Genomic DNA, 24327 nt, shown 5'->3' on the forward strand with positions numbered 1-24327 from the left:
ATTTTTGAGGAACGCAAGATGAACAACAACGCGGCGGCACTGTCTGAATTCATGCCGGACAACGAGCCGGCCTTCCTGGAATACCCCTCGAAGCTCTTCGTCGAGACCACCAGCCGCTGCAACCTGAACTGCGTCATGTGCATGAAGCAGAACGCGGACGGCAGCCGGGTCGAGGACGGCGACCTCGACGTCGCCACCTTCAGCCAGCTGGAGCCCGCGCTTCCGAACTTGGAGGCGCTGGTCTTGAACGGCGTCGGCGAGCCGCTCATCAACACCCGCCTGGAGCACTTCATCACGCGGGCGAAGAAGCTCATGCCGGTCGGGAGCTGGGTCGGCTTCCAGAGTAACGGTCTTTTGCTGTCGCACCTGCGCGCCGTGTCGCTCCTGGAGGCGGGGGTGGACCGCATCTGCCTCTCCATGGACGGCGTAGATGCCGATACCTTCAGCTCCATCCGTTCCGGCAGCCAACTGGTCGACCTGGAGCACGCGCTGAACGCGCTGGGGGCGGCAAAGGTAGCCTGCCGGCGCCCCGACATGGAGATCGGGGTCGAGTTCGTCGTGATGCGCGACAACCTGCGCCAGCTCCCGGCCGCTCTTTCCTGGGCCTCCGAGTTCGGCGTCAGCTTTGCGCTCGTGTCGCACCTGCACCCCTTCGACGAGCCGCACCTCTCCCAGTGCAGCTACGACCTCTCCAGCGACGAGTCCATCTCGCTCTTCCAGAGTTGGATGAGCAAGGCGGAGCTTAAGGGGATCGACATCCGGCGCTACTACGAGGTGCTGTGGAATTACAAGAAGACCGAGGAGGAGCGCGCCATCATCGAGTACGTGGCGGCGATGAAATCGGACGCGCAGCAGCGCGGGGTGACACTCGACCTGAAGCGCCTCTTCGCCTTGGACACCGAGCGCATCCATGAAAGCCAGGAGATCTTCGAGGAGGCGGCGCAGGTGGCGCGCAGGACGGGGATCGAGCTGAAGCTTCCCGAGGTGGCAAGGCGGGAGAGCCGCGTCTGCAGCTTCGTCGAGAAGGGGAGCGCCTTCATCTCCTGGGACGGCGGCATGCATCCCTGCTACCACCTCTGGCACCACTGCCGCTCCTTCGCGAACGGCTGGCTCCACCCGGTGCAGCCCTGGAGTTTTGGCAACGTTAAGGACAAGGGGGTGCTGGGGATCTGGAACAGCCTTCCCTTCCGCCGCTACCGGGAGAACGTGCTGCGCCACGACTACCCCTCCTGCGCCGAGTGCAACACCTCTCCCTGCGACCTGATGCAGTCCGAGCGCTTCGACGTCGACTGCTACGTGAACTCCGAGCCCTGCGGCAGTTGCCTCTGGAGCTCCGGCGTCTTCAGGTGCCTGGACTGACCGTCTTGAGCACCTCCCTGAGCGCGGAGAGTCTGTACGGTTTCTGAATGAACCCTGCAGGCTCACTCCCTGCGAACTTCTGCTTCACCTCGATCTCGCTGAAGCCGCTGGAGATGACGACTTTAACCTCCGGATCGATCTTCTTCAACTCGGCCAGGCACTGGTCGCCGCTCATGTGTGGCATGGTCAGGTCCAGGATGACGAACCGGATGCCGGGGGTAGTCCTGTACACCTCGAGGGCTTCCCGGCCGTCGCGCGCGGTGACCGTCGCGAAGCCGAGCTCCCTCAGCATCTCGGTGCCTATATCCAGCACCACTTCCTCATCGTCGACGAGGAGCGCCTTTCCGGCCCCTTCCCAAGCGGCCTCCTCCGGGATAGAGGGCTTTTCGCTCGCCGCCTGCAGCTTGCTTGCCGGGATGAGCACCCTTATCGTGGTCCCCTTCTCCGGCTCGCTGTACACCACGATCGCCCCCTTGTGTCCCCTTACGATCCCCAGCACGGCCGCCATCCCCAGGCCGCGGCCGGTGAACTTCGTGGTGAAAAAGGGATCGAACAGCCTCCCTACGGTCTCCTTGTCCATGCCGCAACCGGTATCCGCTATCTCGAAAAAGACATAAAGCCCCTCCGGCAGCTCCTCGTTCGGCCAGACGTTCTTGAGGTACCCGCGATCGCAGATCATGCTGCCGGTCTGCACCGTGATGGCCCCGCTATTATCCCCAAGCGCCTCGGAAGCGTTGATGATCAGGTTCATGATCACCTGGCGTATCTGCGTCGCATCGGCTTCGATGCACGGAAGCGTATCGGCGAGATGAAAGTTCAGTAGCGCCTTTTTCGAGATGGAGACGTTGAGCATGTGCAGCATCTCTTGCAGCAGCCGGTTCAGGTCGACTGCTTCGATGACAAACTTGCCTTTGCCCGAGTAGGCGAGCATCTGTGCCGCCAGGTCTGCGGCGCGGGCGGAGGCCTGCTCTATGTTTTGCAGGTTCCCAATGGCGGGTGACTCCTTGTTGATCCGCATCAAGGCAAGCTCGGCGTTCCCCATGATGGCCATCAGGATGTTGTTGAAGTCGTGGGCGATGCCTCCGGCAAGGACACCGAGGCTTTCCAGCTTCTGCGAGTGCAGGAGCTGTTTTTCGAGCTGTTGCTGTTCCGCCTCGAGACGCCTGCGCGCCGTGATGTCGCGGACCAACAGGATGAAACCGGTGCACGGTGTTCCCATCGCGGTTACGGAAAGCTCGAACCACATTTCTCCCTGCGGCATTGTGAGGCAGTAAACGGCCCCCCGGTGGGAGCCGTGCTTCTCCGCCTCCGCCAGTGAAGCCATTACGATGCCTGCCGGTTCTTCCGGCATGATCTCCGAAACCCGCTTGCCGAGGAACTGTTCCGGCGGCAGGTAAAGAAGGTTCTGCTCCGAGGTGTGGTATTCCTTGATGACCCCTTCCCGGTCGGTTCTGAACATGAGGTCCGGCATCGAGTTCAGGATGGCCTCCTGGGACTCCTGTGCAAAGCGCACGCTCGCCTCAGCCCGCTTGAGCTCCGCGATGTCGCTTTCCAGGCGCTCCGCCATCATGTTGAAACTTCTGCAGACGGTGTCGATTTCCCCCACTGACGAACAGGTTACCCGCGCAGCCATGTTGCCTGCCGCCAGCTCATCGGCGACCCGGGCCAGTTCGCTCACCGGGCGCAGCACCAGCCGGTTCGCGACCACGTTCAGGACGATCGCGAAGGTGAGCGACATGAAGAGCATGCCCACCAGGATTATCTCGGTCTGGCGCACCAACTGCGCGTGGACGTTCAGCCGGCTGAGCCCGATGCGGACCGCCCCCTGCGTGGAGGAATCGACCTTGATCCTTTGCAGGAGCTCGATCACGTCACCGTCTTTTTTCAAGCGGTCCACGACGGTACTGACGGAAACGTCGGAAGGGAGCTTTTTCAGGATATTTTTCACCTGCGGGTGGGAGCGGTTCAGGCTGGCGAAGGGGGTCGTCTGCGGGTTGCCGTCGGCGTCCTCGATGATGGTGTAGATGATCTCGTCATCGTGCACCTCCGAAACCAGGGCATCCAATTGCAGGGTATCCTTCAGGATCAGCGCATCGGTGCAGACAGACGAAATGTAACTAGCGAAGGCCTTTCCCTTGTTCTCGAGGGTGAGCTCCAGCTTGTTTCTTTGCGCGACGAAGAGAGTCACCGCTACGGCAACGGAGAATACGAGGACGATGCTGAAGGAGAGGAGGAAAAACCTTCGCTGCAGGCTTAGATGTCTGATCTGCCAAGTGCCCATTAATACCTGCCTTCGCGGAGCGTCGGCAGGTGCGCCGGCGTCCCGTTGGATGTTGCACGGTTAGCAGCGAGGCCTACTTCATGTTCTTTCTAAGCCATCTTTCCATCTCACGAACCGAGTCGTAATCCGCATCTTTAGGGACTACGAACCGGTCCACCTTTATCCCGGCGAGAATCTCCCTACCTTCGGGGTCCTCGTGCATGGTCAGGAAGATGTTTCTGAGGCGCGCTTTCAGCACCGGATCGAGATCGCCGCGGGTGACTATGGGAGGGATGCCGTAGCGGGGCGACTTGGCGATGACCTTCGTCTGGCTTGTGAAACGGGGATTCTTGCTGGCGGCGTAGTTGTAGATCAGGCTGTCCACACTCGCCCCGGCGACGATCTTTTTTGCCACCGCTTCGATCGCCTTGTCATGCGTTCTCGTGTAGATGATTTTGCTGAAGAACTTCTCCGGAGGGAGATTGAAGCTCTTGCCGATCATGTACGTCGGGGCGAGCTTGCCCGTATTCGATTTGGGATCGGTGAACGCGAAGCTCTTTCCTTTAAGCCCCGCCAGGTTCCTGATCTTGCTGCTGCGATGGGTGATGATGTAGGCGTAGTAGAAGGGTTCTCCGTAGGACTGGGGCGCCACGAGGAGCTCGACGCCGAACTTCTCCTTGTCCATCACGTAAGGTCCGGAGCAGACAAAGGCGAGTTTCAGCTCCCCGCTTTCCAGCAGCCGGTCGGTCTCTTCGTAGGTGCGTTTTTGCACCATCTCGACTGGCCGCCCCAGTTTCTTTCCGACGTAGTCGATGATCTGGTCGTAATACTTGACCGTCTCCTGCGGAGAAATCATCGCGGCGACGCCGAACTTCAAAGGTTCGGCGCAAAACGCTTCAACGTCGGCAAGACAGAGAGTGGAGATGACAGCGAAGGCAATCATAAGTGCTTTCATTACGTCTCTCCCAACTTCGGCTTTGATTTTGGCTGGTGCTCGGATGAACCTGGAGGCGAAAGAGTAGGCATAGGCCCTACGCTGAGACAGTCTAACATGATAATCATGTTAATCAACGGGGCTTTATTACAGGTCTCCTGTCATCTCCTGCAGGAGATAGAGCTTCGGGTTCACCTTGCGGACGCATTCAACCACCTCGCGCAGCATCTCTTCATCCAGTCCGCACTCCTCTTCGATGCCCTGGAAATAGGGATAACCCTTCGGGAGCGGCGTGAGGGCGCCGCTACGCAGAAGCATCACGTCGACTAAGTCGTTCACCCTCCCTTCCGCCTCCCACGGGTCGCGGTAGTTGAACTGCCGCGCCACCACGTGCAGCCCCATCCCGTTATCGAAGATGGCCTTAACCTCGAAGGATAATTCGCGCGGCGCGCTGTAGTTCTCGCTGCGCCCGGAGCGCACCATCACCTGGGCGCCCGCCTCCCTCAATATCTCTCCAACCGATTCGGCGGTCATGGGCGCCGAGTTCGTCTCTTCCATCATTTAAACCTCCAGTCTCATTTCGATACCCCAGGGGGCAGGCTTCTCCCCCTCCGCGGTGAGTACCCACAGGGTCGGCAGTTCCATCTGCTCCGGGACGGGGCCGATGCCGTCGGTGAGGTAGATCACCGCGGCCGGCAGGGGATGCATGGCCTTCGCGTACTCGAAAACGGGCCTTAAGTCGGTGAACCCGCCGCCGTCGTAGCGCTCAGGGACGAAGGCGCTCCCTTTGAACGCCTCGACACGCTGGATGCGGCTGTTCGCGTAGAGTACGATGATCGCGGCGTCGCGGCCGCGGGCGATCTGCAAAAGTTCGCGGGCGAACGCCTCGCGCAGCTCGACGATGTCGGTGGAGTCGCTCACGTCGATAGCGACCAGCAGGTTCAGGCGGCGCCGCTTCTTCGTCCCCGGGGTGTCGTGCTCGAAGCGCCGGTGTTCGCGCATCCAGGTACTTGTCTTGCCGATCCTTCCGGCGGTGGCGACGAACTGCCTGAGCACCTGGCGCCAGGGGATGGGGGATGGGCGCAGGAGGGCGTCCACCACGGCGCGCAGCTCGGCGGGCGCCTCGCCGTCGCTGCCGCGCAGGCTCTCGCGCGTCACGGAGCGCAGCATCTCCTCGGCAAGCGGCAGCGGCGTGCTGTCGGCGTCGCTCCAGACGGCGTGGTCGTCGACGGTCGCGGCTGCGGCGGGGTCCTTCCCCGCGCCGCTTGCCCCTTGGACGTCCTGGGCCTCGTCGCCGAAGCCGCTGCCGGAGAGGTTGCCGATGTCGAAAGGGCGCACCAGTTTCGCGTAGTACTCCTCGGCGGCTAGCCCGTCCGGGAGATCGAACTGGGCGGGATAGATCGCCCCTTCGGGGAGCCCCGGGGTATCCGGGTTTATGGCAAGATCGCAGCAGAGGTCCCAGTCGTGGGCGTTCTTACCTTTGCCGCGCAGCATGTGCAGGTGCAAAAGGTGCTTCACGAGGTGCTCCAAAAGCGCCTGCTGCTCCGAGGCGGCGAGAAGCCCGAAGGGGCCGGGATCGACGGCAAGGGTAGGGGTGCCGTTTCTTATGGTGACGCCGGCGGCCTTCCCCTTGAGCGGCATCTCCTCGCGGCGCAGGTTCAAAAGGAAGTGGCCGTAGAAAGGGCGCTCCTTCAAAAGGCGCACCACGGCGTTTTGCAGGGTGCCGGGGGACACTTCCTACCCCGCCTGCGCGCTGATGGCCTGCATGGCCTCAAAGATGACGGCGTCGTGTTTGTCCTTCACCAGGAGCAGGGCGACCTCCGGGATCTTCAAGAGCGACTTCACGAATCCGAAGCGCAGGTCGCGCGGCAGGACGGCGATGAACGCGACCAGGTTCTCCTCCTGTTCCTCGCTGAGGGTGGGGGAGACCTGGAGCAGGGCGGTCAGGTCGTTGATGGTCGCCGCCTGGACGTCGTCACGCTGCGCCTCGGCCCGTTCGGCCACTTCCGTCCAGGCGTTCAGGATCTCTTCCGCGGTGACCGGCCTACCCTTCCGGTCCGAGAGCCAGCGCAAGAAGGCGATGGCCGCCTCTTTGCCTACGATCCCCGAGTAGACCTCCATCTCGAGTTCGGCGGGGAAGCGGCAGTTCTTCTTGAGGACGCTCACCATCTCCCAGGCGCGCTCGCTCGGCTCCACCTGCATCTCCATCGGCATCCCCTGTTTGGCGAGGAAGCCGTGGTTGCCGGCGAGAAACTGGCGCACTTCGCCTGCAAGCTCCCGCTTCTGCGCGTAGCGCGCCCAGCACTGGTAGTCGGTCTCCACGAAGAGCATCACCATGCGGTCGATGAGCGCACGGTCGAGGGTCGCCACCTGGTAGCTCCCGTCGGGCGGGTTGATGCTGACCACCACCTTGTGGCGCCGTGAGAGGGTATGGGTGTGGATGGCGCGCAGCATCCCCTCCGCCGGGGGCTCCACGAACTGGAAGATCGCCTGCAGCGTATCCTCCTGCTGGGCCCGGTTCAGCTCGTCGCAGTGGATCACCGTTTCCGGCGCGTCCTCGGCGGGAAGCCAGGAGGGGCGCGACCAGTGCATCACGTCACCGTTTCTGAAGGGGATGCCGACGAGATCGCCGACCTCCATCTGCCCAAGGCGCAGCGACACGTACTGGCGGTCGAGCTCACGGCAGGCCTGGATGATCCCCGCGCTCTTGCCGACGCCGCGGTGCCCGACGACGCATGGGGTCAGGTCGGTCTTAGAGAGTATTTCTTTTACAACCGTCTTCATCTGTTCAATATTCATGGCAGCCTGAACCTTTCCTGCTCTTGAAGTTGAGACAAACCGATATCTTACACAGATTCATGAGAAGGTGGAAGAGGTTAAATTGGATTTTGAATTGGACGAAAATAATTTAGTTGCTAGTATTACCGCTGTCGTTCAAACCCAAAGGGACGGAGGAGCACGGTATGGGACACAAGGAGTGCGAAGGAGGGGGGATGGCGAGTCTGGTGATCGGCGGCCTGATCGGCGCCGGGCTCGCGCTTTTACTGGCGCCGCAGACTGGGAAGAAGACGCGGAAGTACCTGGCCTCGCTGGCGGAGGATATGAGCGAGAAGGCCAACGACACGGTGAGCGAGTTCGCTGAAACCGTTTCCGATTTCGTGGAGAAGGCGACCGACCGTGCCGCCGAGTTCATGAAGGAGAAGGAGACCCTCACTAAAGAGTCGAAGAAGATGCTTCTCGCCGCTCTGGAAAGGGCGCAGGAGAAACTGGAAGAACAGAGAAAGAGGCTTGAGGATAGCATCTAGCGAGCAGTACACATCAAACTTACTGGAGGTACAGCCATGGCAAAAGAACCCTGGGTCGATCAAGACGTCTGCATCAGCTGCGGGCTTTGCACGGACAACGTGCCGGAAGTATTCCGCTTTGCCGACAACGGCAAGGCCGAGGCATACGATCCGGTCGGCGCTTCTGAGGACGCCATTCAGCGCGATGCGATCGACGTTTGCCCGGTTAGCTGCATCCACTGGCGGTGACGTCTGCAGGGGGCAGGGGCGCTATGAAAGGCGCCCGTGCCGATTGCGGCGGGTGCAGGAAAGGATCAAGAAGAGCGCAGTTTAGAAAGGCCGAGAGAAAAGGCCGCCACCCAACCGGGAGGCGGCCTTTTTGTTGTTGGCCACCACCAGACCCATTACGCCAGGTTTTAGGGAATCCTGGGGACCGTGGAGTGCAGCAGACCACGAAGTGCTGCATGCGCCCCAGCGTCTCCCCCTTTGCGAAGGGGGGACAGGGGGGATTTGCCTTGGTCAGACGATACAAGCTCTTTCTGCCTCGACGCTCTCTGTGATCGTTCGTCCAGGAGGAGCACAACTCTTTGAACCCATTCAGCCGGCGCAAGCTGAGGAGCAAAAAGCAAATCCCCCCCGTCCCCCCTTCGCGGAGGCGCGCTACGGGGGGCGAGCCCCCCCTTCGCAAAGGGGGGAGCCCAAATTCGCCCGCAGCGCTTCGTGGGAAACTTCGAGGCCGGGCAGCTACTTCTTCGGCGTGTGCGGCGGCCGGCCGGTGATCACCACCAGCGGGCCGTTTTTTACCTTGTGGAATTTTCCGGGGTCGCTGCGCTGATCGACGGCCCAAACGTACAGGGCCTTGGCGTCCTCGAGGAAGGGGCGGGTGAGCTCGTGGTAGTTCTTTCCGTTCACCTTGCGGTCGTGTTTGCGGTAGTAGTCGTACTGCATCTCCTCGTCGTAGAGCCCGATGCAGCCGTGGGAGGCGGGGTAGCCGGGGAGGTCGCGGCCGTGGATCCAGTAGGAGGGCTCCTCGTCCTTGCTCTTGTCCACCCAGAACCTGAGCCCGTAGTGCATGGGGTAGGGGCGGCCGATCTCCTCCACCGGGTACAGGTTCGACTGGTGGTGGCGGTCCGCTGCGTCGACGCGGAAGGTGCCGTTGGGGACCATCATCCCTTCGATGCCGAGGGCGATGGGGGAGGAAAAGCGTAGATTCCCGTACTCGTAGGCGCCCAGGAACATCTCGGTCTGATCCACCAGGATGAACTTGGGCTCCTTGGCGGCTGCGGGATAGGTGAGCGGCATGGGGTTGAAGTTCTTCACCTGCGCGAGGTTCTTCGGGACCTTAATCGAGACTCCGCCTAAGAAGTGGCGCCGGTCCATCCGGTTGAAGCGGAGCACGTCGCGCCACAGAGCACCGAAAAGCCCCTGCGGCGTATCCTTGGACGTGAGCTTCCGGCAACTCCACGGTATGCGGGAGTCGCTCGGGTAGCTGATCTCGCAAAGAGACTTCACCTTCTGCGCTGCCGGCGCCGTCGTTGCCGACATGAGGAAAATGGAGAGCAGGAGTATCGTCCGAAGCAGGGTAGCCATAGGTCCTCCACAAACGAGAACCGCCGGAGCATCCGCCCCGGCGGTTTTTTCGCGATCAAATTGTCCATCGTCAATTGCCCATTGTCAATTGGAGGTCAGGCATCCTCGAAGTGGGTTCCCTTGCGGCACCAGCGCCCGCCGCTCACGATGGAGGAGAGGGCACCTTCGCGCTCCACGGTGTCGGCACGCACCGAGAGGTAGACGTGGATCGGGATGAAGGCAAGGAAGATCCACATGACGAACTGATGCACCAGGCGGACGTACTGCACGCCGACCAGGTCGTCGAACATGACGAAGTAGCGGAAGACGATGTTCCCCGGGTCGTAGAGGGCGTAAAGGGCGAAGCCGGTGAAAAGCGCCAGGAGCCCCACCCCGAAGATGGCGGTGTAGGCTACCTGCTGCAGCGGGTTGTGCCCGATGTAGTGGGGAGGGCGGTCGAAGCGGCAGAAAAGGTAGTTGAGCGCCACCTGCACCAGGTTCTTTAGGTCGCGCATGCGCACCGGGAAGAGGGCGTACCAGCGCTGGAACTGGTTGGAGGCGAGGAAGAGACCGGCGATGCGCAGGATGGCGGCGCACAGAAGAAGCCAGCCGGCAACGAAGTGCACGAGCCTCAGCCAGCTTAAGTAGTTGGTGAACCCCTCCGCCCCGCCGTAGACGAGGCGGCCGCTTCCCATTAAAAGTCCGGTCGCGGAGAGGACCAGGATGAGAAAAACGGAGAACCAGTGCAGCACGCGCAGTTGCCAGTCCCACACCGGGACGTAACGGAATTCGGCGGGCTCCTCGATGCGCCTGCTCTTGCGCCGGGTGGCGCGCACCGGGATGTACCCCAGGAAATCCCAGCGTTCCGACCCGTCCGGAGCGACGCTCCCCCTGCCGATGCCGAGGGCACGGAAGCCGTGGGTCATGCGCATCTCCGCCTGCATCTCCGCGCGGTAGCGCGTCGCCTCGTCCGGGTGGCAGAGGTAGAGGATGCCGTCTACCTCGCCGCGGGCGATGAGCGCCTCCTCGCCGCTATCGACGCGGCGCACCCGCGCGACGCTCCTGGCAAGTCTCGGCTCCAGCGGGGTGAAGGCGAGCTGCTCGTAGTGGCGCAGGTCCTCCTTCTTCGAAGCCGCGCTCAAAAGGGCTAGGTCGACCGGATCGTCGGTCCCGAAAGGGGCGCCAAGCGCCGCGGCGATGAGGAGTTCCCGTCTCTTCCTCCTGCCAAAGGGTACCGGGTCCTCGAGCTCGATCCGTATCTCGGATTCAGGTATGTCGTAGAGACTCATCGCACCTTCACCTCCACCCCGCTCCCCCCGGGCACCAGCACGTGCACCGCGCAGGATATGCACGGGTCAAAAGAATGGATGGTGCGCAGCACCTCGAGTGGGCGTTTCGCGTCCACCAACGGATGCTTCCCGCCGCCGGCAAGCGCCTCCTCGTAGGGGCCGCGCTGCCCGCCCGGGTCGCGGCCGGAGCTGTTCCAGGTACTCGGCACCACCGCCTGGTAGCGCGCGATGCGACCGTTTTCGATCTCGATCCAGTGCGAGAGGGTGCCGCGCGCCGCCTCCATGAACCCCATCCCCTGTGCCTGTTTGGGCCAGCTTGAGGGCTCCCAGCGCTCCTTGTTGAAGGTGGCCGTGTCGCCGGACTTGATCCTTTCGTTCAACTGGGCGAACCACTGATCCATACGCCGGGCGAGGATGACCGACTCGAGCGCCCGGCAGTAGGTGCGCCCTAAAGTCGAGTTGAGCGCTTCGATGCCGGCGTGGAGTTTTCCGAGCCCCTCTTTCGCGAGCTGCACGGTCTCGGCGTGCCCCTGCGCCACGGCCACCATGATCCGGGCGTTCGGGCCTACCTGCACGGCGCGGCCGTCGTAACGCGGCGCCTTGCACCAGGTGTACTTAGGGTGGTCGGAGAGCTGCTTGAAGGGGGGCTTCGGACCGGTGTAGCGCGGCTCGGTGCGTCCCTGCCACGGGTGAAGCCCCTGCCGGTCCCCCTCGGGCTGGCTGTACCAAGCGGAGGAGACGAACTCGGCGACCCTTTTGGAATCGAAGGGGTGGGCCGTGCCGTAGTTGCCGTCCATGAGAAGGGCGGCGGGGAAGACCCCTCCCGCCGGGGCGCCCGAACAGGACCAGGCGCTCTCACCGGTCGCCATGAGATTGGGGGAAGAGGCGCCGATGGCGGCGTAGTCCGGGTAGAAGGAGGCGATGGCGAGGACGTCGGGGTAGTAGACCTCCAGGACGAAGCGCTTCGCCTGGTCGATCATCCCCGCCATCTCGTCGAGGCGCACCTGGTTCACCGTGATCTGGTTGTTCAAATTGATCGAGCAGCCCATCCCCCCCACCAGGTAGTTCGGGTGCGGGTTCTTCCCGGCGAAGATGGTGTGCAGGCGGATGATGTCGCGCTGCCAGGAGAGCGCCTCCAGGTAGTGGGCGAGCGCCATGAGGTTCGCCTCGGGGGGGAGACGGTAGGCAGGGTGTCCCCAGTAGCCGCCGGAGAAGATGCCGAGGCCGCCTTCCGCGGAGGCCGCCACGCGCTTTTGCACCTCGGCGTACCAGGTGGCGGAGTTGTTGGGCCAGGGGGAGACGGAGGCGGCCAGGCGCGAGGTGGCGGCGGGATCGGCCTTCAGCGCGCTCATCACGTCGACCCAGTCGAGGGCGTGCAGGTGGTAGAAGTGCATCACGTGGTCCTGCAGCGTAGCCATCCCGGAGACGAGGTTGCGGATCAATTCGGCGCACGGGGGGATCTTGCACTTGATGGCGTCCTCGACGGCGCGGATCGAGGCTATGGCGTGCACCCCGGTACAGACGCCGCAGATGCGCTGCGCGAAGGCCCAGGCGTCACGTGGGTCGCGCCCCTGCAGCACGCGCTCGATGCCGCGGAACTGGGTGGCGCAGGCCCAGGCATCTCCTATCCTCCCGTTGTCCGCTTCCAACTCGATACGAAGATGCCCCTCGATTCGGGTGATCGGGTCGATGACGATTCTCTCGCTTGCCATTTCACTTCTCCTTTGACCTCAAAAGCTCCAAACCAAAAGGCTTAAGCACTAAAAGGCTTCAACGCAAAGACGCAAAGCCGCAAAGGCGCAAAGAAAAGGCTTTTTGGGGTAAACCAAAACAAGTCCTTTGCTTTAAGGTTCTCTTTGCGTCTCCGCGCCTTGGCGTCTTTGCGTTAAGTCTTTTTGTCCTGTTCCTCCCGCTTTTCCGTGTCGCCTAGGACAGCGAGGGGGAGCGTCTCGGGCTGTGCCTTTTTCGCGCGTTTTTTAGCGATCACCGTGGCGGCCGAGTGGACGGCGACGCCACCTACCGAGGCGGCGACGGCGGCGATACCTATGGTGTTGGCGGTCGCCTCCACGCCGAGGCCTGGGACCATGAAGCCGGGGAGCCTCTCGTAGAAGGGAGTCATGCGGTCGTAGAAGTGGCGTTCGGTACAGCCGAGACAGGGGTGCCCGGCCTTGATCGGGAAGCTCTGCCCCATGTTCCACTCGACCGTGGCGCAAGGGGCGAAGGTCGCCGGCCCCTTACAGCCAAGGCGGTACAGGCAGTGCCCCTGGCGGGCGTTGTCGTCGTCGAAGCTGTCGGCGAACTGGCCGGCGTCGAAGCTCGCCCGGCGCGGACATTTGTCGTGGATGCGCTGACCGTAGGCGAAGAGGGGGCGGCCGTTTCCGTCCAGGGGCGGCGGGTGACCGTAGGCGAGGTAATAGGTGAGGGTGGCGGTGATGGTTTCGGCGATGGGGGGACAGCCGCTGATGTTGACGACGGGACGGTCGGTGATGACGTCGGAGACGCCGACGGCGCCGGTCAGGTTGGGGGAGGCGGCCTGCACGCAACCGTACTCGGCACACGCGCCGACCGCGATGACGGCGCTCGCCTTTTGCGCCGCGCGCTTCAGGACGTTCAAGGCGGAGTCGCCGCCGATGGTACAGTAGACGCCGTCATCGTTGAGCGGTACCGAGCCGTTAACGAGAAGAAGGTGGGGCCTTCCCTCGGCCTCCTTCAGCACCTCTTCCGCGGCGGTGCCTGAGGGGGCCATCAGAAGCTCGTTGTAGTCGAGGGAGATCTGCTCCAGGATCAGCCGGTCCACCGGGCTGCTGCCGGATCGAAGCAGGCTCTCGACGCATCCGGTGCACTCCTGGAGCTGGAGGTAGATGACGCTTGGGCGCTTCGCCCCGGAGAGCCTTTCGGCCACGTCCTTGGCGAAGGCCCGCCCCCCTCCGGGAAGCGACGCCGCGCCGAAGAGCACCGCCATCCTGCCGCAAAAAGAGAGAAAATCCCTCCTCGTCACCCCGCGCCGGGCCAGGTAATCCCTAAACCCTTCGCCGCCTGGCCAACCGTCATCCATGGACTCGTTCATCTTCTCCGCCTCCGTTTCCCTGCCCCGGGGAGGGAAAGGTCGTGTGATTGAGAACTGCACGGCCATTGGGAAGGTCACCGGATCTTTCCAATGAATTTCAAGAAAAGATTAACTCTGAAGGGGGAGATGTCAAATTAGACCGAGAGCGCTTTTGAGACGTGGAACCCATCGATTCGATAGGCGACTTTATTTTCGAGAAGTCGACGCTATACTCTTCTGATTGAAATTTTCTAATATTTCTGCCGTGCGAGCATCGCCGCGAAATCACTTTAATGGGAGAGGTGGCCGAGATGAACAAGGGTGCAGCGCCGCGGACCGCGCGCTACGCGGTGGTCGTTATGCTGGTCTCCGTTCTACTGCTTTTTGCTGCAACTGCGCGCGCGGCCGATCCCGCGGCCGCCATGCAGGCCTACTGCAGCGTGCCGCCGTTGCCCGGGATCGGGGTGAGGCCGAACCTCCTTCTCATGCTGGACAACTCAGCCAGCATGTACGACCTCGCCTATACAGATCCGACGCTTTTCTGTTTCGACGACACCTTCAATCCGGGCGGTTCCTATCCCGGCTACTTCGACGAAAACAAGGTGTACCGCTACGTAACCTCCGGGGAGTACTTCACTGCCACCACCGACAGCATCGCGGCGAGCAGCTGCAACCAGGCCGGCACCGATTTCCTGTGCGTCAACATCAAGTCGAAGAAGGTCGACACCTTCCTTGCCACCGGCAGGTTTCTGAACTGGCTCGCCATGAGTAAACTCGACCTCGAAAAGCTTGCCTTGACCGGCGGGAAGTACGACCCGGGGACCGGCATGATGCAGGCGGAGTCGCGCGGTTGCGTGGGTAAGCGCTTCGTCAAGATGGTGTACAAAGACGGCGCCCCCCTCCCGGTCACCTTCGGGGTGCGGGGCCCGATCCCAAACGAGTGGGGCTATGTCTCACAGGCGAGCCACGGTGGGGCCACCCGTATCGACATCTATCCTGGCGTGTACAGGAAGGAGCAATGCCTGGACGCGGTGAAAAAGTGGCAGGATAACGCCCCCATACCCGAGCTCTCAAGCGCGGCGGGGCTCTGCATGGGGAACCTGTACGACGCAAACCACATACCGACTCCGGGCAAGATCTTTACCGAGACCCTGAGCCTTTGTTATTCGGCGGGTACCGACTTCAGCGTTGAACAGACCTCCGATATCGCGAACGACTGCATCCGGCGCTACAAGATTCACATGCCGTTCCAGATCGTGAGGAACACCGGCGAGGACATCTGCGCGATGAGGGTTTACCACACCCCGCGCTATTACGACGAATTCCTGCACACCACGGGTTATCTCGGCGAGTGTGCCCAGGGGGCGGGCTTCAGCATCAACCAGCCCTGCGGCCTGAACTCGATCAAGGACTACTGCAGGGAGCTGGCGGACCCCTGGCTCAGCGATCCTTCCGCGAATGCAAACCGGGCCGCGACCGACGCCGCACTTCCCTCCTTCATCCTCGACGCCGGCATCACCAACCTCGGCACCCCGGCTGCGAGCGTCGTGGTGCGTGTAGCTGCGGGCGCGGCACCATCGGGGCTCGTCCAGCAGTTCGCAAACAAGATCAACTTCGGCGCCATCACCTTCAACGACGACGGCGCCCGTTCCGAATGCGATCAGGGGGGCGCGGTCCGCTGCGTAAGCTACTGCAGCGGCGATGCCGCACCACAGAGGGAATGCGGCATTGCCACGGACTGCGATACCAAGGGGCCCTGTCTCCCGGCCGCCAAAAAAGACGGCGGCAGCATCATTTCCTACATCAACTACTCGCCGGTCGGTGACCACGGCTCCGGGCTCATCGCAGCCATCGACGCCATCAGGGGAACCTCGTGGACCCCCCTGGCGGAGACCCTCTACGAGAGCATCGGTTATTTCTCCAACAACGGCGCCTACCGGTTCCAGACCGGAGATTTCGATGCCGCGAAGCCCCCTTCCATGTACAGCTGCCAGCGTAACAACGTCCTCATCGTTACCGACGGGATGTCCACCGCGGACCGTGCCCCGGCGCTGAACGCTTTCGTCGCCGATGCGGTGTCCAAATGGTCCGGTGCCGGCGGTCTTCCGGCCGGTAAGACCACCACGGCAGAGACCGCGGTTTCGGCCGCTCCCCCTTACCAGGGAAGTTACAACCTCGACGAGGTCGCCTGGGTCGCCCGGCATCGGAACATCTTCGACCTTAACCAGCCGGCGGCCCGCCCCAAGGAGTACATCACCACCCACGTCGTCTACACCGGCCCTCCCTGTGGCGACGCTGCAGGCGCTTACAACGCGGACGGAAGCTGCGTCACCACCGACGAGGGAGTCCCGGAGAAGATGATGCAGCTCACGGCCCAAAACGGTGGGGGGAGCATGAAGAGCGTCAAGAACCTACCCGCCCTTCGAGGGGCGCTTACGGGGATCTTCCTGCAGGTGATCGGCGGAACCAGCGTGGGCGCCGGCTCGTCGCTTCTCTCCACCGGGGACAGCAACGGCGCGCTTTACCTCCAGCCCCGATTCTTCCCAAACAAGAGTTACGACGGTTGGGGGAGCGCCGCGGCATGGACCGGGGAGTTGCAGAGCCTTTGGTACTACATCGATCCCCTGGTCGGCACCAGCGGCGCAGCAAACAGCATCCGTGAGGACACCGACAGGGACAGGTCGCTCGACCTGAAGCAGGACCGGGTGGTCCGTTTCGAGGCGCCGAACACGCTTGGAGAGGACCGGGCGACGCTTCTCACCGATCGTGATGGCGACGGCAACGTCGACGTACCGCAGCCCGCGGGATATCCGCTGAGCGTGGTGCCGGAGGCGGTACAGAGCCTTTGGCGTGCGGGGCGCCAGCTCTGGGCGCGGGATCCCCTTGAGCGCACCCTGTACACCCAGACCGACGAGGCGACGCTCACCTCCTTTCTCGACACCTCGCTCGATGCCTCCCGCCAGCTCCTGCAGGCCAAGGACCGGGCGGAGGCGGATCAGATCGTCGCCTTCGTGAAGGGGGTGGACGACGCAGACGGGAATAATGGTGAGCCGACCAGGGAAAGGAATCTGCAAGCTTACGGCACCGCGGAGAAAAAGATCTGGAAGCTAGGGGACATCATCTCGTCTGCGCCGGTAGTGCAGTCGGCGGTGCCGCTTGGAAGCTACCACCTCCCCGCGCCGCGCGGATACGGGGACACCTCCTATGGGGATTTCATCAAAGCGGACGGTGCGTACGGGAAGCGGGGGACCGTCTACGTCGGTGCTAACGACGGGATGCTGCACGCCTTCAGGCTGGGCTCGCTCAAGGTGCGACCCGACAGCGGCACTTGGCCGGTAACCCGCAAGGCCCAGCTTCTAGGGAACACCGATGCGGTTGAGGGCAAGGTTTTAGGGGATGAGGAATGGGGCTTCATCCCGAAGAGCGCGCTTCCCTATCTCAGGTACCTGAAGGAGCCGCTCTACCCGCACCTGTACTACGTGGATGGCACGAGCACCCTCGTCGACGCGAGCATAGGTGATCCGGCGAACTGCAGCCGTGGCGACTACTGGAATTGCGCCAAGGCAGGGCGCAGCTGGCGCACCGTCCTTGTGGGCGGGATGGGGCTTGGCGGGGCGAGCCGCCCCTACGGCACCGACTGCGCCGACGACGGCAGCTTAGCCACCTGCGTCAAGTCCCCGGCCGCCGGTGTCGGCGGGCTTTCCTCCTACTTCGCCCTCGACGTCACCGACCAGAGCGCTGAAGGGGGGACCCCGCGGCTTTTGTGGGAGTTCTCGCACCCGCAAATGGGCTTTGCCACCTCCGGCGCGGCCATCCTGCGTGTGAAGGCGCGCCGCGTTGAGGGAACCGTGGAGATCCACGACCCCGACCGCAACGGGCGCTGGTTTGCAGTGTTCGCCTCGGGCCCGACGGGTGCCGTCGACCGGGGGACGCGCCAGTTCACCGCCACCTCGGACCAGAATCTGAAGCTCTTCGTGGTCGACCTGAACGCAATTCCCCCTTTCGTCCAGGGGCGCAACTACTGGGTGATCGACACGGATATCCCCTACGCCTTCGGCGGCAGCATGTCCGGCGCCGGGATCGACTCGGACAGGTGGAATGGCGGCGACAGTTTGAAGGGGCAGTACGAGGACGAGGCGCTCTACGTCGGTTACACCCGGAGCGGCGACGGGGGGTGGACCGGCGGAGTCTTGAGGCTCTCCACCGGCGAGGACCCGAATCCCGCAAACTGGAAGACGAGCCGTGTGATCGACGGCGTCGGACCGGTCACCGGGGCGGTGGCGAAGCTCCAGGACCGGCAGTACAAGCGGCTTTGGCTCTACTTCGGCACCGGCCGGCACTTCTACAACCAGGACGAACCGCAGTCGGCACGCGCGCTCTTCGGCGTGCTCGAGCCTTGCTACAGGGGCGGTGACAACGCGCTCAGGATCAACGATGCCTGCACCGCAACCCCCGTCACCCGCGGAGATTTGACCGAGGTGACCGATGCCGCGAAGGTCGTCCCCCCGGGACAGCAGCAGGGTAGCTACCGGGGGTGGTGGATCGCCCTCGATGGCGCCTCCACGGGGCTTGGGAGCGAGCGCGCCATAGATGCTCCGATTTCCGTCACAAGCGGCGCGGTGTTCTTCCCCACCTTCAAGCCCCCCCTCGACCCGTGCGGCGAAGGGGTCTCCTACCTATGGGGTGTGCACTACAGCACCGGAGGGGCGGTGGGCTCCCTCTTGGGCCAGGCGGTCCTCCCGCTCTCCAACGGCTCCGCCGCCGGAGTCGACCTCTCCGGCTTCACCGACCGCGCCGGGCGCCGCAGCGCGCCGCTTCCCGGAAAGGCAGTGAAACCGCGCCTGGTGACCAACAGCGGCCTCAGGCCGCTCAAGAGGATCATCCACATGCAGGAGCGTTAGGTATGAGACGAGCCGCCGCGGCAATGCGAACCAAGGCCATCGGGGCGATGCTCCTGGCCCTTCTCTTTTTCCTCGTCCATCCCGCCGTCGGGCACGCCATGAACCCGTATCTGGATGGTTTCAACATCTACCATGGAGGTACCGTCGCCATCGACGGCTCGGTGCACGCCGTAGCGGTGCAGGGCGCCGACGGCAAGGTCGTGATAGGAGGCGACTTCACCCTGACCGGCGGCACCCCGGAAGTGACCCTCCGGAACATCGCGCGTCTAAACCCGGACGGGACCCTCGACAGCTCCTTCACCCCCCCAGTCCTTGACGGCCCGGTGCACGCCGTGGCGCTGCAACCCGACCCCGTCCTCCCGGCGGGGCCGGAACTCGTGCTGATCGGCGGCGCCTTCACCAGCGCAGGCGGGGTGCCGAGAAAGGGGCTCGCCCGGCTTTCCGGGGGGGACGGCGCCTTAGACGCCTTCGACCCGGTGACCGCGGCCGGTCCCGTCACGGTGCACGCCATCACCCTCCTTCCATCGAAAACGAGCATCGTGGTCGGCGGTGTCTTCGCCGCTATCAAGGACGGTGTGCCGACCCGGAACCTGGTCGGGCTCTCGGCGGCGGGAGTCACGAGCGGGGAGCTCGACTGGCGCTACACCGGCGGGCTTGGCGATGACGCCGGTAACGCGGCGGTCTACGCCGTCGTGCTGCAGGACGAGTCGGTCGTGGTCGGCGGGGAGTTCGTCACCCCCGGCTCGGCCAACATGGCGCGCTTCACCTCCCTGGGGGTGTACGACGGCACCTTCGTTCCTCCAGCGCCGGGGGGCGTGGTGCGGGCGCTGGCGGTGCAGGTGGACGGCAAGGTCGTCCTGGGCGGAGATTTCTCCGGCGGAGCCCTCGCGCGCGCCTACCTGGCGCGGCTCATGCCGGACGGTACCCCCGACGGTTTCGACGCCGCGCTCGACACGGCACCGGGGTTCCTGGTCTCCGCCATCGCGCTGCAGCCCGACGGCAGGATCGTGGCGGGCGGGCGCTTCACCGTCGGGCCGCTCGGGGACAGGCGCGTGAACCTGGCCCGCTTCAACATCGATCAGGCGCTGGACCCCGCCCCTTTCCCGGCGCCCGACGCGGCGCTCCTCGCCCTGGTGCGGCAGGGAGACGGCAAGCTGGTGGCGGGGGGGGAGTTCACCGCGGCAGGCGGCGTCCCCCGCACCGCCCTGGCACGCTTCTACCAGACCGGCGTGCTCGACGACGACATCCCACAGATCGTGCGGGACGATGACATGGAGTTGAAGATGGTGTTTAGGGTGGCACCGCGCCCTGACGGCCGCACCTTCATCGCAGGCTCATTCGAGAACGTCCTCGGTGAGCCGGTCTCATACAGCGCGGGGCTCACCCCTAAGTGGTCCTTCGACTACGGTTTTGGCCCCATCGAGCTCACCAGGCGCATCTTGAGCGTCGCCACCATTCCCGACCGGGGGCTCCTGCTCGGTGGCGATTTCACCTTCATCAACGGGGAGCTGCAGCAAAGCCTCATGCTCGTCGACGATGCCGGAGCGTCGGTTCCCGCCTTCAACGCCAAGGTGGAATCTTACATGAGCGAGGCATTCGGGGCGGAGATCACCTCGATCGTGCAGCCGGCGAGAGGGCCGCTCGGCGAGGAGGGGATGTTCTACACCGGTGGCGACTCGTCGTTGTCCGGTTCCCCCTGGCAATACCTGGCACGTTACCTGGAAACCGGCGAGCGCGACGAGCGTTTCGTCCCCGCTTCTGAAGTGGACTCGTACGTGAACGCCCTTGCCATGCAGCACGATGATCTACTCGTCGTCGGTACCTTGGCGGGAAAGGTCATGAGGCTTCTCCCCTCCGGCAACCTGGACCCCGCATGGCACGGCGGTACGCCACTGCAGTTTGCCGGAGAGCTCCACGCCCTAGCCGTGCTTGCCGACGGCAGGATCTTGGTTGCCGGCGACCTTCAGTACCCCGGTTTCATCACGAACCCGGTCACCGGGGAAACCGAGGCGGTAAAGAGAAACATCGTGCTGCTGGATAGTGACGGCGCCGTGGACGAGAGCTTCGTCATGGCGACGCGCTCCTCCGACCCCTTCTACGCCCCCACCATCCTCGGTACCGTCGTGCAAACAGACGGGGGCATCATCATCTACGGGGTCTTCGACCAGGTTCAGGACGGCTTCGGGACGCTGCTTTCCCGGCACTACGTGGCGCGTATCATGCCGGAGGGACGTCTAGACCCGGACTTTGACCTGGGGCTTGCCAGGCCGCTGTCGTCACCGCAGTTGGAGGTGAGCGTGGTCGCCCTGCAGCCCGACGGCAAGATCATTCTCGGCGGCAACTTCGACAACTTCGGGGCGAGGAGCAAGCTTGCCCGCGTCTACGGCGGCTGGAGTTCAGAGGATCTCTCGGTCGCTGCGGACGGCACCTCCATCACCTGGCGCCGTTCGGGACGATCGGCGGAATTGTGGCGGGCCTGGTTTGAGTACTCAGCCGACGGAGTGCAATGGGATTTTCTCGGGCATGCCGAAAGGACCGCCGGTGGATGGCGGCTTCAGGGGCTCGACCCGGAACGGATGGGGGGCAACGTGAACCGCTATGTCCGTGCCAGGGGATTTACCGCGGGTAACGTAGGGAGCGCCGGGGCGCTCGTGGAGGCGGTACGGCTCTACCGCCTGAAGCAGACGAAGATCAAAGTGACGGTCACCGCCCGCGACGCAGCGAAGACCTATGGCGATGCCGACCCGGCACTCACCTACAGCTTCACGCCGGAGCTGAAGGCGGGGGATGGCTTCACCGGCTCCATTTCACGCACGGCAGGTGAGGACGTCGGCAGCTTCCCCATCACCCAGGGGACCCTTGCCCTTGGAAGCGGCTACGAACTGGTCTTCGTCGGGGCGCAACTGACCATAGGGCAGAGGGGGCTCGTCATCAAAGCGGACGACCTCACGAAGACGGCCGGATTGGAAAACCCGACGCTTACCGCCGGCTTCAACGGGTTCGCCCCCTGGGACAGCGCAGCCTCGCTCGGAGGTCTCCCCGCGCTCAGCACCGCCGTCGATGCCGCCACCCCGAAGGGGAGCTACCCGATCCGCGTCTCCTTGGGGAGCATCACCAGCGCCAACTACCGCTACAGCTTCGTGGACGGCACGCTCACGGTGATCGGTAAACCTCAGCAGATAACCCTTCCCGTTCCGGCGCCCAGGACCTGGGGCGACCCTGATTTTGCCGCCGGTGGGAGCGCGAGCAGCGGGTTGCCGGTCGCCTACGTGAGTTCAAACACGTCGGTGGCCACCGTCGTGAACGGCGAGATCCGCATCGGCGCGGCGGGAAGCACCGTGGTCACAGCCTCGCAGCCGGGCAACGGCTACTGGGATCCCGCTGCTCCCGTCTCGGTCACCTGTACCGTCCTGAAGGCCCCGCTTCTCATTACGGCGGAGAACAAAACAAAGGTTGCCGGCTCTCCCACTCCCGAGCTCACTGCCGTTTTCTCCGGGCTTGCTTCGTGGGACACTCCTTCAAGCTTGGGCGGGGCTCCTCTGCTTGCCACCACCGCTAATGCCTCCGCTCCGAAGGGGACTTACCCCATCACCGCGGGACTGGGAGGGATCACCAGCGCGAACTACCAGTACCGCTTCGCGGACGGCACGCTCACGGTGACCGGCAAGCCTCAGAGCATTATCCCACCCGTGCCGGTGACGATGACCTACGGTGACCCTCCCATCGCCGCAGGGGGAAGTTCAAACAGCGGCTTGCCGCTTGCCTACACGAGCACCGATCCGACGGTGGCCACCGTCGTGGACGGCGAGATCCACCCAGGTACCGCCGGAAGCACCGTGATCACCATCTCTCAGCCCGGCGATGACTTCTGGGATCCCGCAACTCCCGTCACGGTCCCGTGTACGGTTGACAGGGCGCGGCTGACGGTCGTGGCCGAGGACAAGTCACGTGCCTACCTCACCCCCAACCCCGACCTCACCGTGCTCTACCGCGGATTCGTAAAGGGGGAGGGGAACTCCGTCCTATCCGGCGCTCCGACGCTATCCACCACCGCCGTCCTGGCTAGTCCGGTCGGGAGTTATCCCATCATGGCGGGTGTGGGGACGCTGCAGGCCGCCAACTACAGAATCGCGGCGGTGGACGGGACGCTGAACGTGTTCCGGTCCTGCCAGGAGATAACTTTCCCCGCCATCCCCGAGCGGACCTTCGGGGATCCCCCCTTCGAGATCGTGGCCTCCGCCTGTTCCGGGTTGCCACTCACCTTCCGCAGTTCCGATCCGGGGGTCGCGCGCATCGTGGGCAACGTGGTGACCATCACCGGGGCGGGGAGCGCGGTGATAACGGCCAGCCAGGGGGGAAGCGGGGATCTCGAGACGGCGCCGGAGAAGTCGCAGACCTTCATCGTGCACCGAAGCGGACAGCAGGTGACCTTCAGTTCACCGGCCCAGAAGGTGGTGGGGGATCCCCCCTTCGAACTGGAGGGGAGTGCCACGAGCGGGCTTGCCGTAAGCTACCAAAGCTCCGACCCCACGGTCGCCAACGTCTCGGGAAGCACGGTGACCATCGTCGGAGCGGGGACCACCGTGCTCAGCGCGCTCCAGCCCGGCAACGGCAACTACCTTGCCGCGGCGCCGGTGTCGCGGGCGCTCACCGTCGCAGCCGAAGGGACCCCGCCGGAGCTCTCCCTATCCACGCTGAGCTCGGGGGGCTTCACCTCCACCCCGGTCCTTAACCTCCTAGGGCGGGCTTCCGACGCCTCGGGGATCGCGAGCCTCACCGTGCAGGGGATCGACCGGAGCGCCGACGCCTCCCTTTTCAGTGCTGCCGTGGTTCTCTCCGAGGGGACGAACAGCGTAAGCGTCGCCGCCCGCGACCGTTCCGGCAATCTGACCACGCATACCTTCAGCATCACCCTGGACCCGCTCGCCCCTAAGCTTGAAGTCACCGCCCCGGCCGACAACAGCGTCACCGACGCCACTTCCCTGGCGGTAACAGGTACCGTCCCGGCCGGGAGCACCGTGGCCATGACCGTGAACGGGGAGGGGGCGCAACTTCTCGCCGTCACCGACGGCGCCTTCGCGGCGACCGCGGCGCTTTTGCCCGGGGGCAACACCATCGAATTCACCGCCGAGCGGGAGGGGAGGAGCTCCCGTGTCAAACGCAGCGTCACGTCCGCCGCAAATGGCCCCTCCGTTGCCATCGCGTCGCCGCCGCAGGATATGAGGACCGAGGCGGCATCGGTGGTGCTCAGGGGGAGTTGCGGCACCGTCGCGGACGGGGGGCTCACCCTCGCGGTGAACGGGACGACCGCGCCTCTGGAGCTATCAGCCGGGCTCTTCGAGCGTGAGATCCTCCTTCGCCTGGGCGAGAACCGGGTGACCGTCGAGGCGCGGAGTGCGACGGGGGAGGTGAGCGTCGCGCAGCGCAACCTGATAAGGGTGGAGCGCATAGCCGGTGACTTAAACGGCGACGGGAGGGTGGACCTGGGTGACGCGGCACGCCTGCTCAGGGTTTCCCTCGGGGAAGAGGAAGCTTCCGCCGAGGTCATGGCTCACTGCGACCTCGCGCCGCTGGTGGACGGGGTGCCCAAACCGGACGGCGTCATCGACGTCGGGGATGTCCTCGTGCTTTTGCGCAGGATCGTCGGTCTAGCCTTTTTCTAGGATTTTGCTTGCCTTCGGCGCT

General features: G+C 64.0%; 14 protein-coding genes. 5 read left to right on the forward strand and 9 right to left on the reverse strand.

The genetic code is table 11. From position 1 onward, the window contains the following. Nucleotides 1-18 precede the first annotated feature (18 nt). A complete protein-coding gene (locus E8L22_RS17975) occupies nt 19-1359 on the forward strand; it encodes a radical SAM/SPASM family putative metalloenzyme maturase (RefSeq protein ID WP_136526504.1) in 1341 nt (446 codons plus the stop codon). Here E8L22_RS17975 and E8L22_RS17980 read toward each other — a convergent pair. The 5 genes from E8L22_RS17980 to E8L22_RS18000 all read right to left on the reverse strand — a co-directional run bounded on the left by E8L22_RS17980 (nt 1343) and on the right by E8L22_RS18000 (nt 7352). Then, on the reverse strand, nt 1343-3640 hold the full coding sequence (locus tag E8L22_RS17980; protein ID WP_136526505.1) for a hybrid sensor histidine kinase/response regulator: 2298 nt from the start codon (nt 3638-3640) through the stop codon (nt 1343-1345). The two genes, E8L22_RS17975 and E8L22_RS17980, sit on opposite strands and share 17 nt — an antisense overlap. 73 nt (nt 3641-3713) lie before the next feature. Then, nucleotides 3714-4574, reverse strand: coding sequence for a substrate-binding domain-containing protein (locus tag E8L22_RS17985; protein WP_136526506.1), 861 nt, complete (start codon nt 4572-4574; stop codon nt 3714-3716). A 126-nt stretch (nt 4575-4700) separates the two neighbouring features. Further along, nucleotides 4701-5111 (reverse strand): hypothetical protein, encoded by a 411-nt coding sequence (locus E8L22_RS17990; protein ID WP_136526507.1) that lies wholly within the window; start codon nt 5109-5111, stop codon nt 4701-4703. 3 nt (nt 5112-5114) lie between these two features. Next, nucleotides 5115-6287, reverse strand: a complete 1173-nt coding sequence (locus tag E8L22_RS17995) for a vWA domain-containing protein (protein ID WP_136526508.1) — start codon at nt 6285-6287, stop codon at nt 5115-5117. A 3-nt stretch (nt 6288-6290) separates the two neighbouring features. Continuing rightward, complete coding sequence (locus tag E8L22_RS18000; RefSeq protein ID WP_136526509.1) at nt 6291-7352, reverse strand: hypothetical protein; 1062 nt, start codon at nt 7350-7352, stop codon at nt 6291-6293. A 164-nt stretch (nt 7353-7516) separates the two neighbouring features. Here E8L22_RS18000 and E8L22_RS18005 point away from each other — a divergent pair, with 164 nt between their 5' ends. Next, nucleotides 7517-7858, forward strand: a complete 342-nt coding sequence (locus E8L22_RS18005) for a YtxH domain-containing protein (protein ID WP_198420187.1) — start codon at nt 7517-7519, stop codon at nt 7856-7858. A gap of 36 nt (nt 7859-7894) precedes the next feature. Beyond that, nucleotides 7895-8086, forward strand: a complete 192-nt coding sequence (locus E8L22_RS18010) for a ferredoxin (RefSeq protein ID WP_129127564.1) — start codon at nt 7895-7897, stop codon at nt 8084-8086. A 495-nt stretch (nt 8087-8581) separates the two neighbouring features. Here E8L22_RS18010 and E8L22_RS18015 read toward each other — a convergent pair whose 3' ends face one another. From E8L22_RS18015 to E8L22_RS18030, 4 genes are all read right to left on the reverse strand, one after another. Next, nucleotides 8582-9427 (reverse strand): L,D-transpeptidase, encoded by an 846-nt coding sequence (locus E8L22_RS18015; RefSeq protein WP_136526510.1) that lies wholly within the window; start codon nt 9425-9427, stop codon nt 8582-8584. Nucleotides 9428-9522: 95 nt separating this feature from the next. Then, nucleotides 9523-10695 (reverse strand): cytochrome b/b6 domain-containing protein, encoded by a 1173-nt coding sequence (locus E8L22_RS18020; protein ID WP_136526511.1) that lies wholly within the window; start codon nt 10693-10695, stop codon nt 9523-9525. Then, nucleotides 10692-12407 carry a nickel-dependent hydrogenase large subunit gene (locus E8L22_RS18025; protein WP_136526512.1) on the reverse strand — a complete coding sequence of 572 codons (1716 nt, stop codon included), beginning with the start codon at nt 12405-12407 and terminating at the stop codon, nt 10692-10694. Before E8L22_RS18025 ends, E8L22_RS18020 begins: the two co-directional genes overlap by 4 nt. A gap of 173 nt (nt 12408-12580) precedes the next feature. Further along, on the reverse strand, nt 12581-13762 hold the full coding sequence (locus E8L22_RS18030; RefSeq protein ID WP_136526513.1) for a hydrogenase small subunit: 1182 nt from the start codon (nt 13760-13762) through the stop codon (nt 12581-12583). A gap of 290 nt (nt 13763-14052) precedes the next feature. Here E8L22_RS18030 and E8L22_RS21425 point away from each other — a divergent pair, with 290 nt between their 5' ends. Further along, nucleotides 14053-18642, forward strand: coding sequence for a pilus assembly protein (locus tag E8L22_RS21425; RefSeq protein ID WP_162604868.1), 4590 nt, complete (start codon nt 14053-14055; stop codon nt 18640-18642). 2 nt (nt 18643-18644) lie between these two features. Continuing rightward, a complete protein-coding gene (locus tag E8L22_RS18035; RefSeq protein WP_162604869.1) occupies nt 18645-24305 on the forward strand; it encodes an MBG domain-containing protein in 5661 nt (1886 codons plus the stop codon). Nucleotides 24306-24327: the final 22 nt, after the last annotated feature.

Source organism: Geomonas ferrireducens (assembly GCF_004917065.1).
Taxonomy (GTDB): Bacteria; Desulfobacterota; Desulfuromonadia; order Geobacterales; family Geobacteraceae; genus Geomonas; species Geomonas ferrireducens.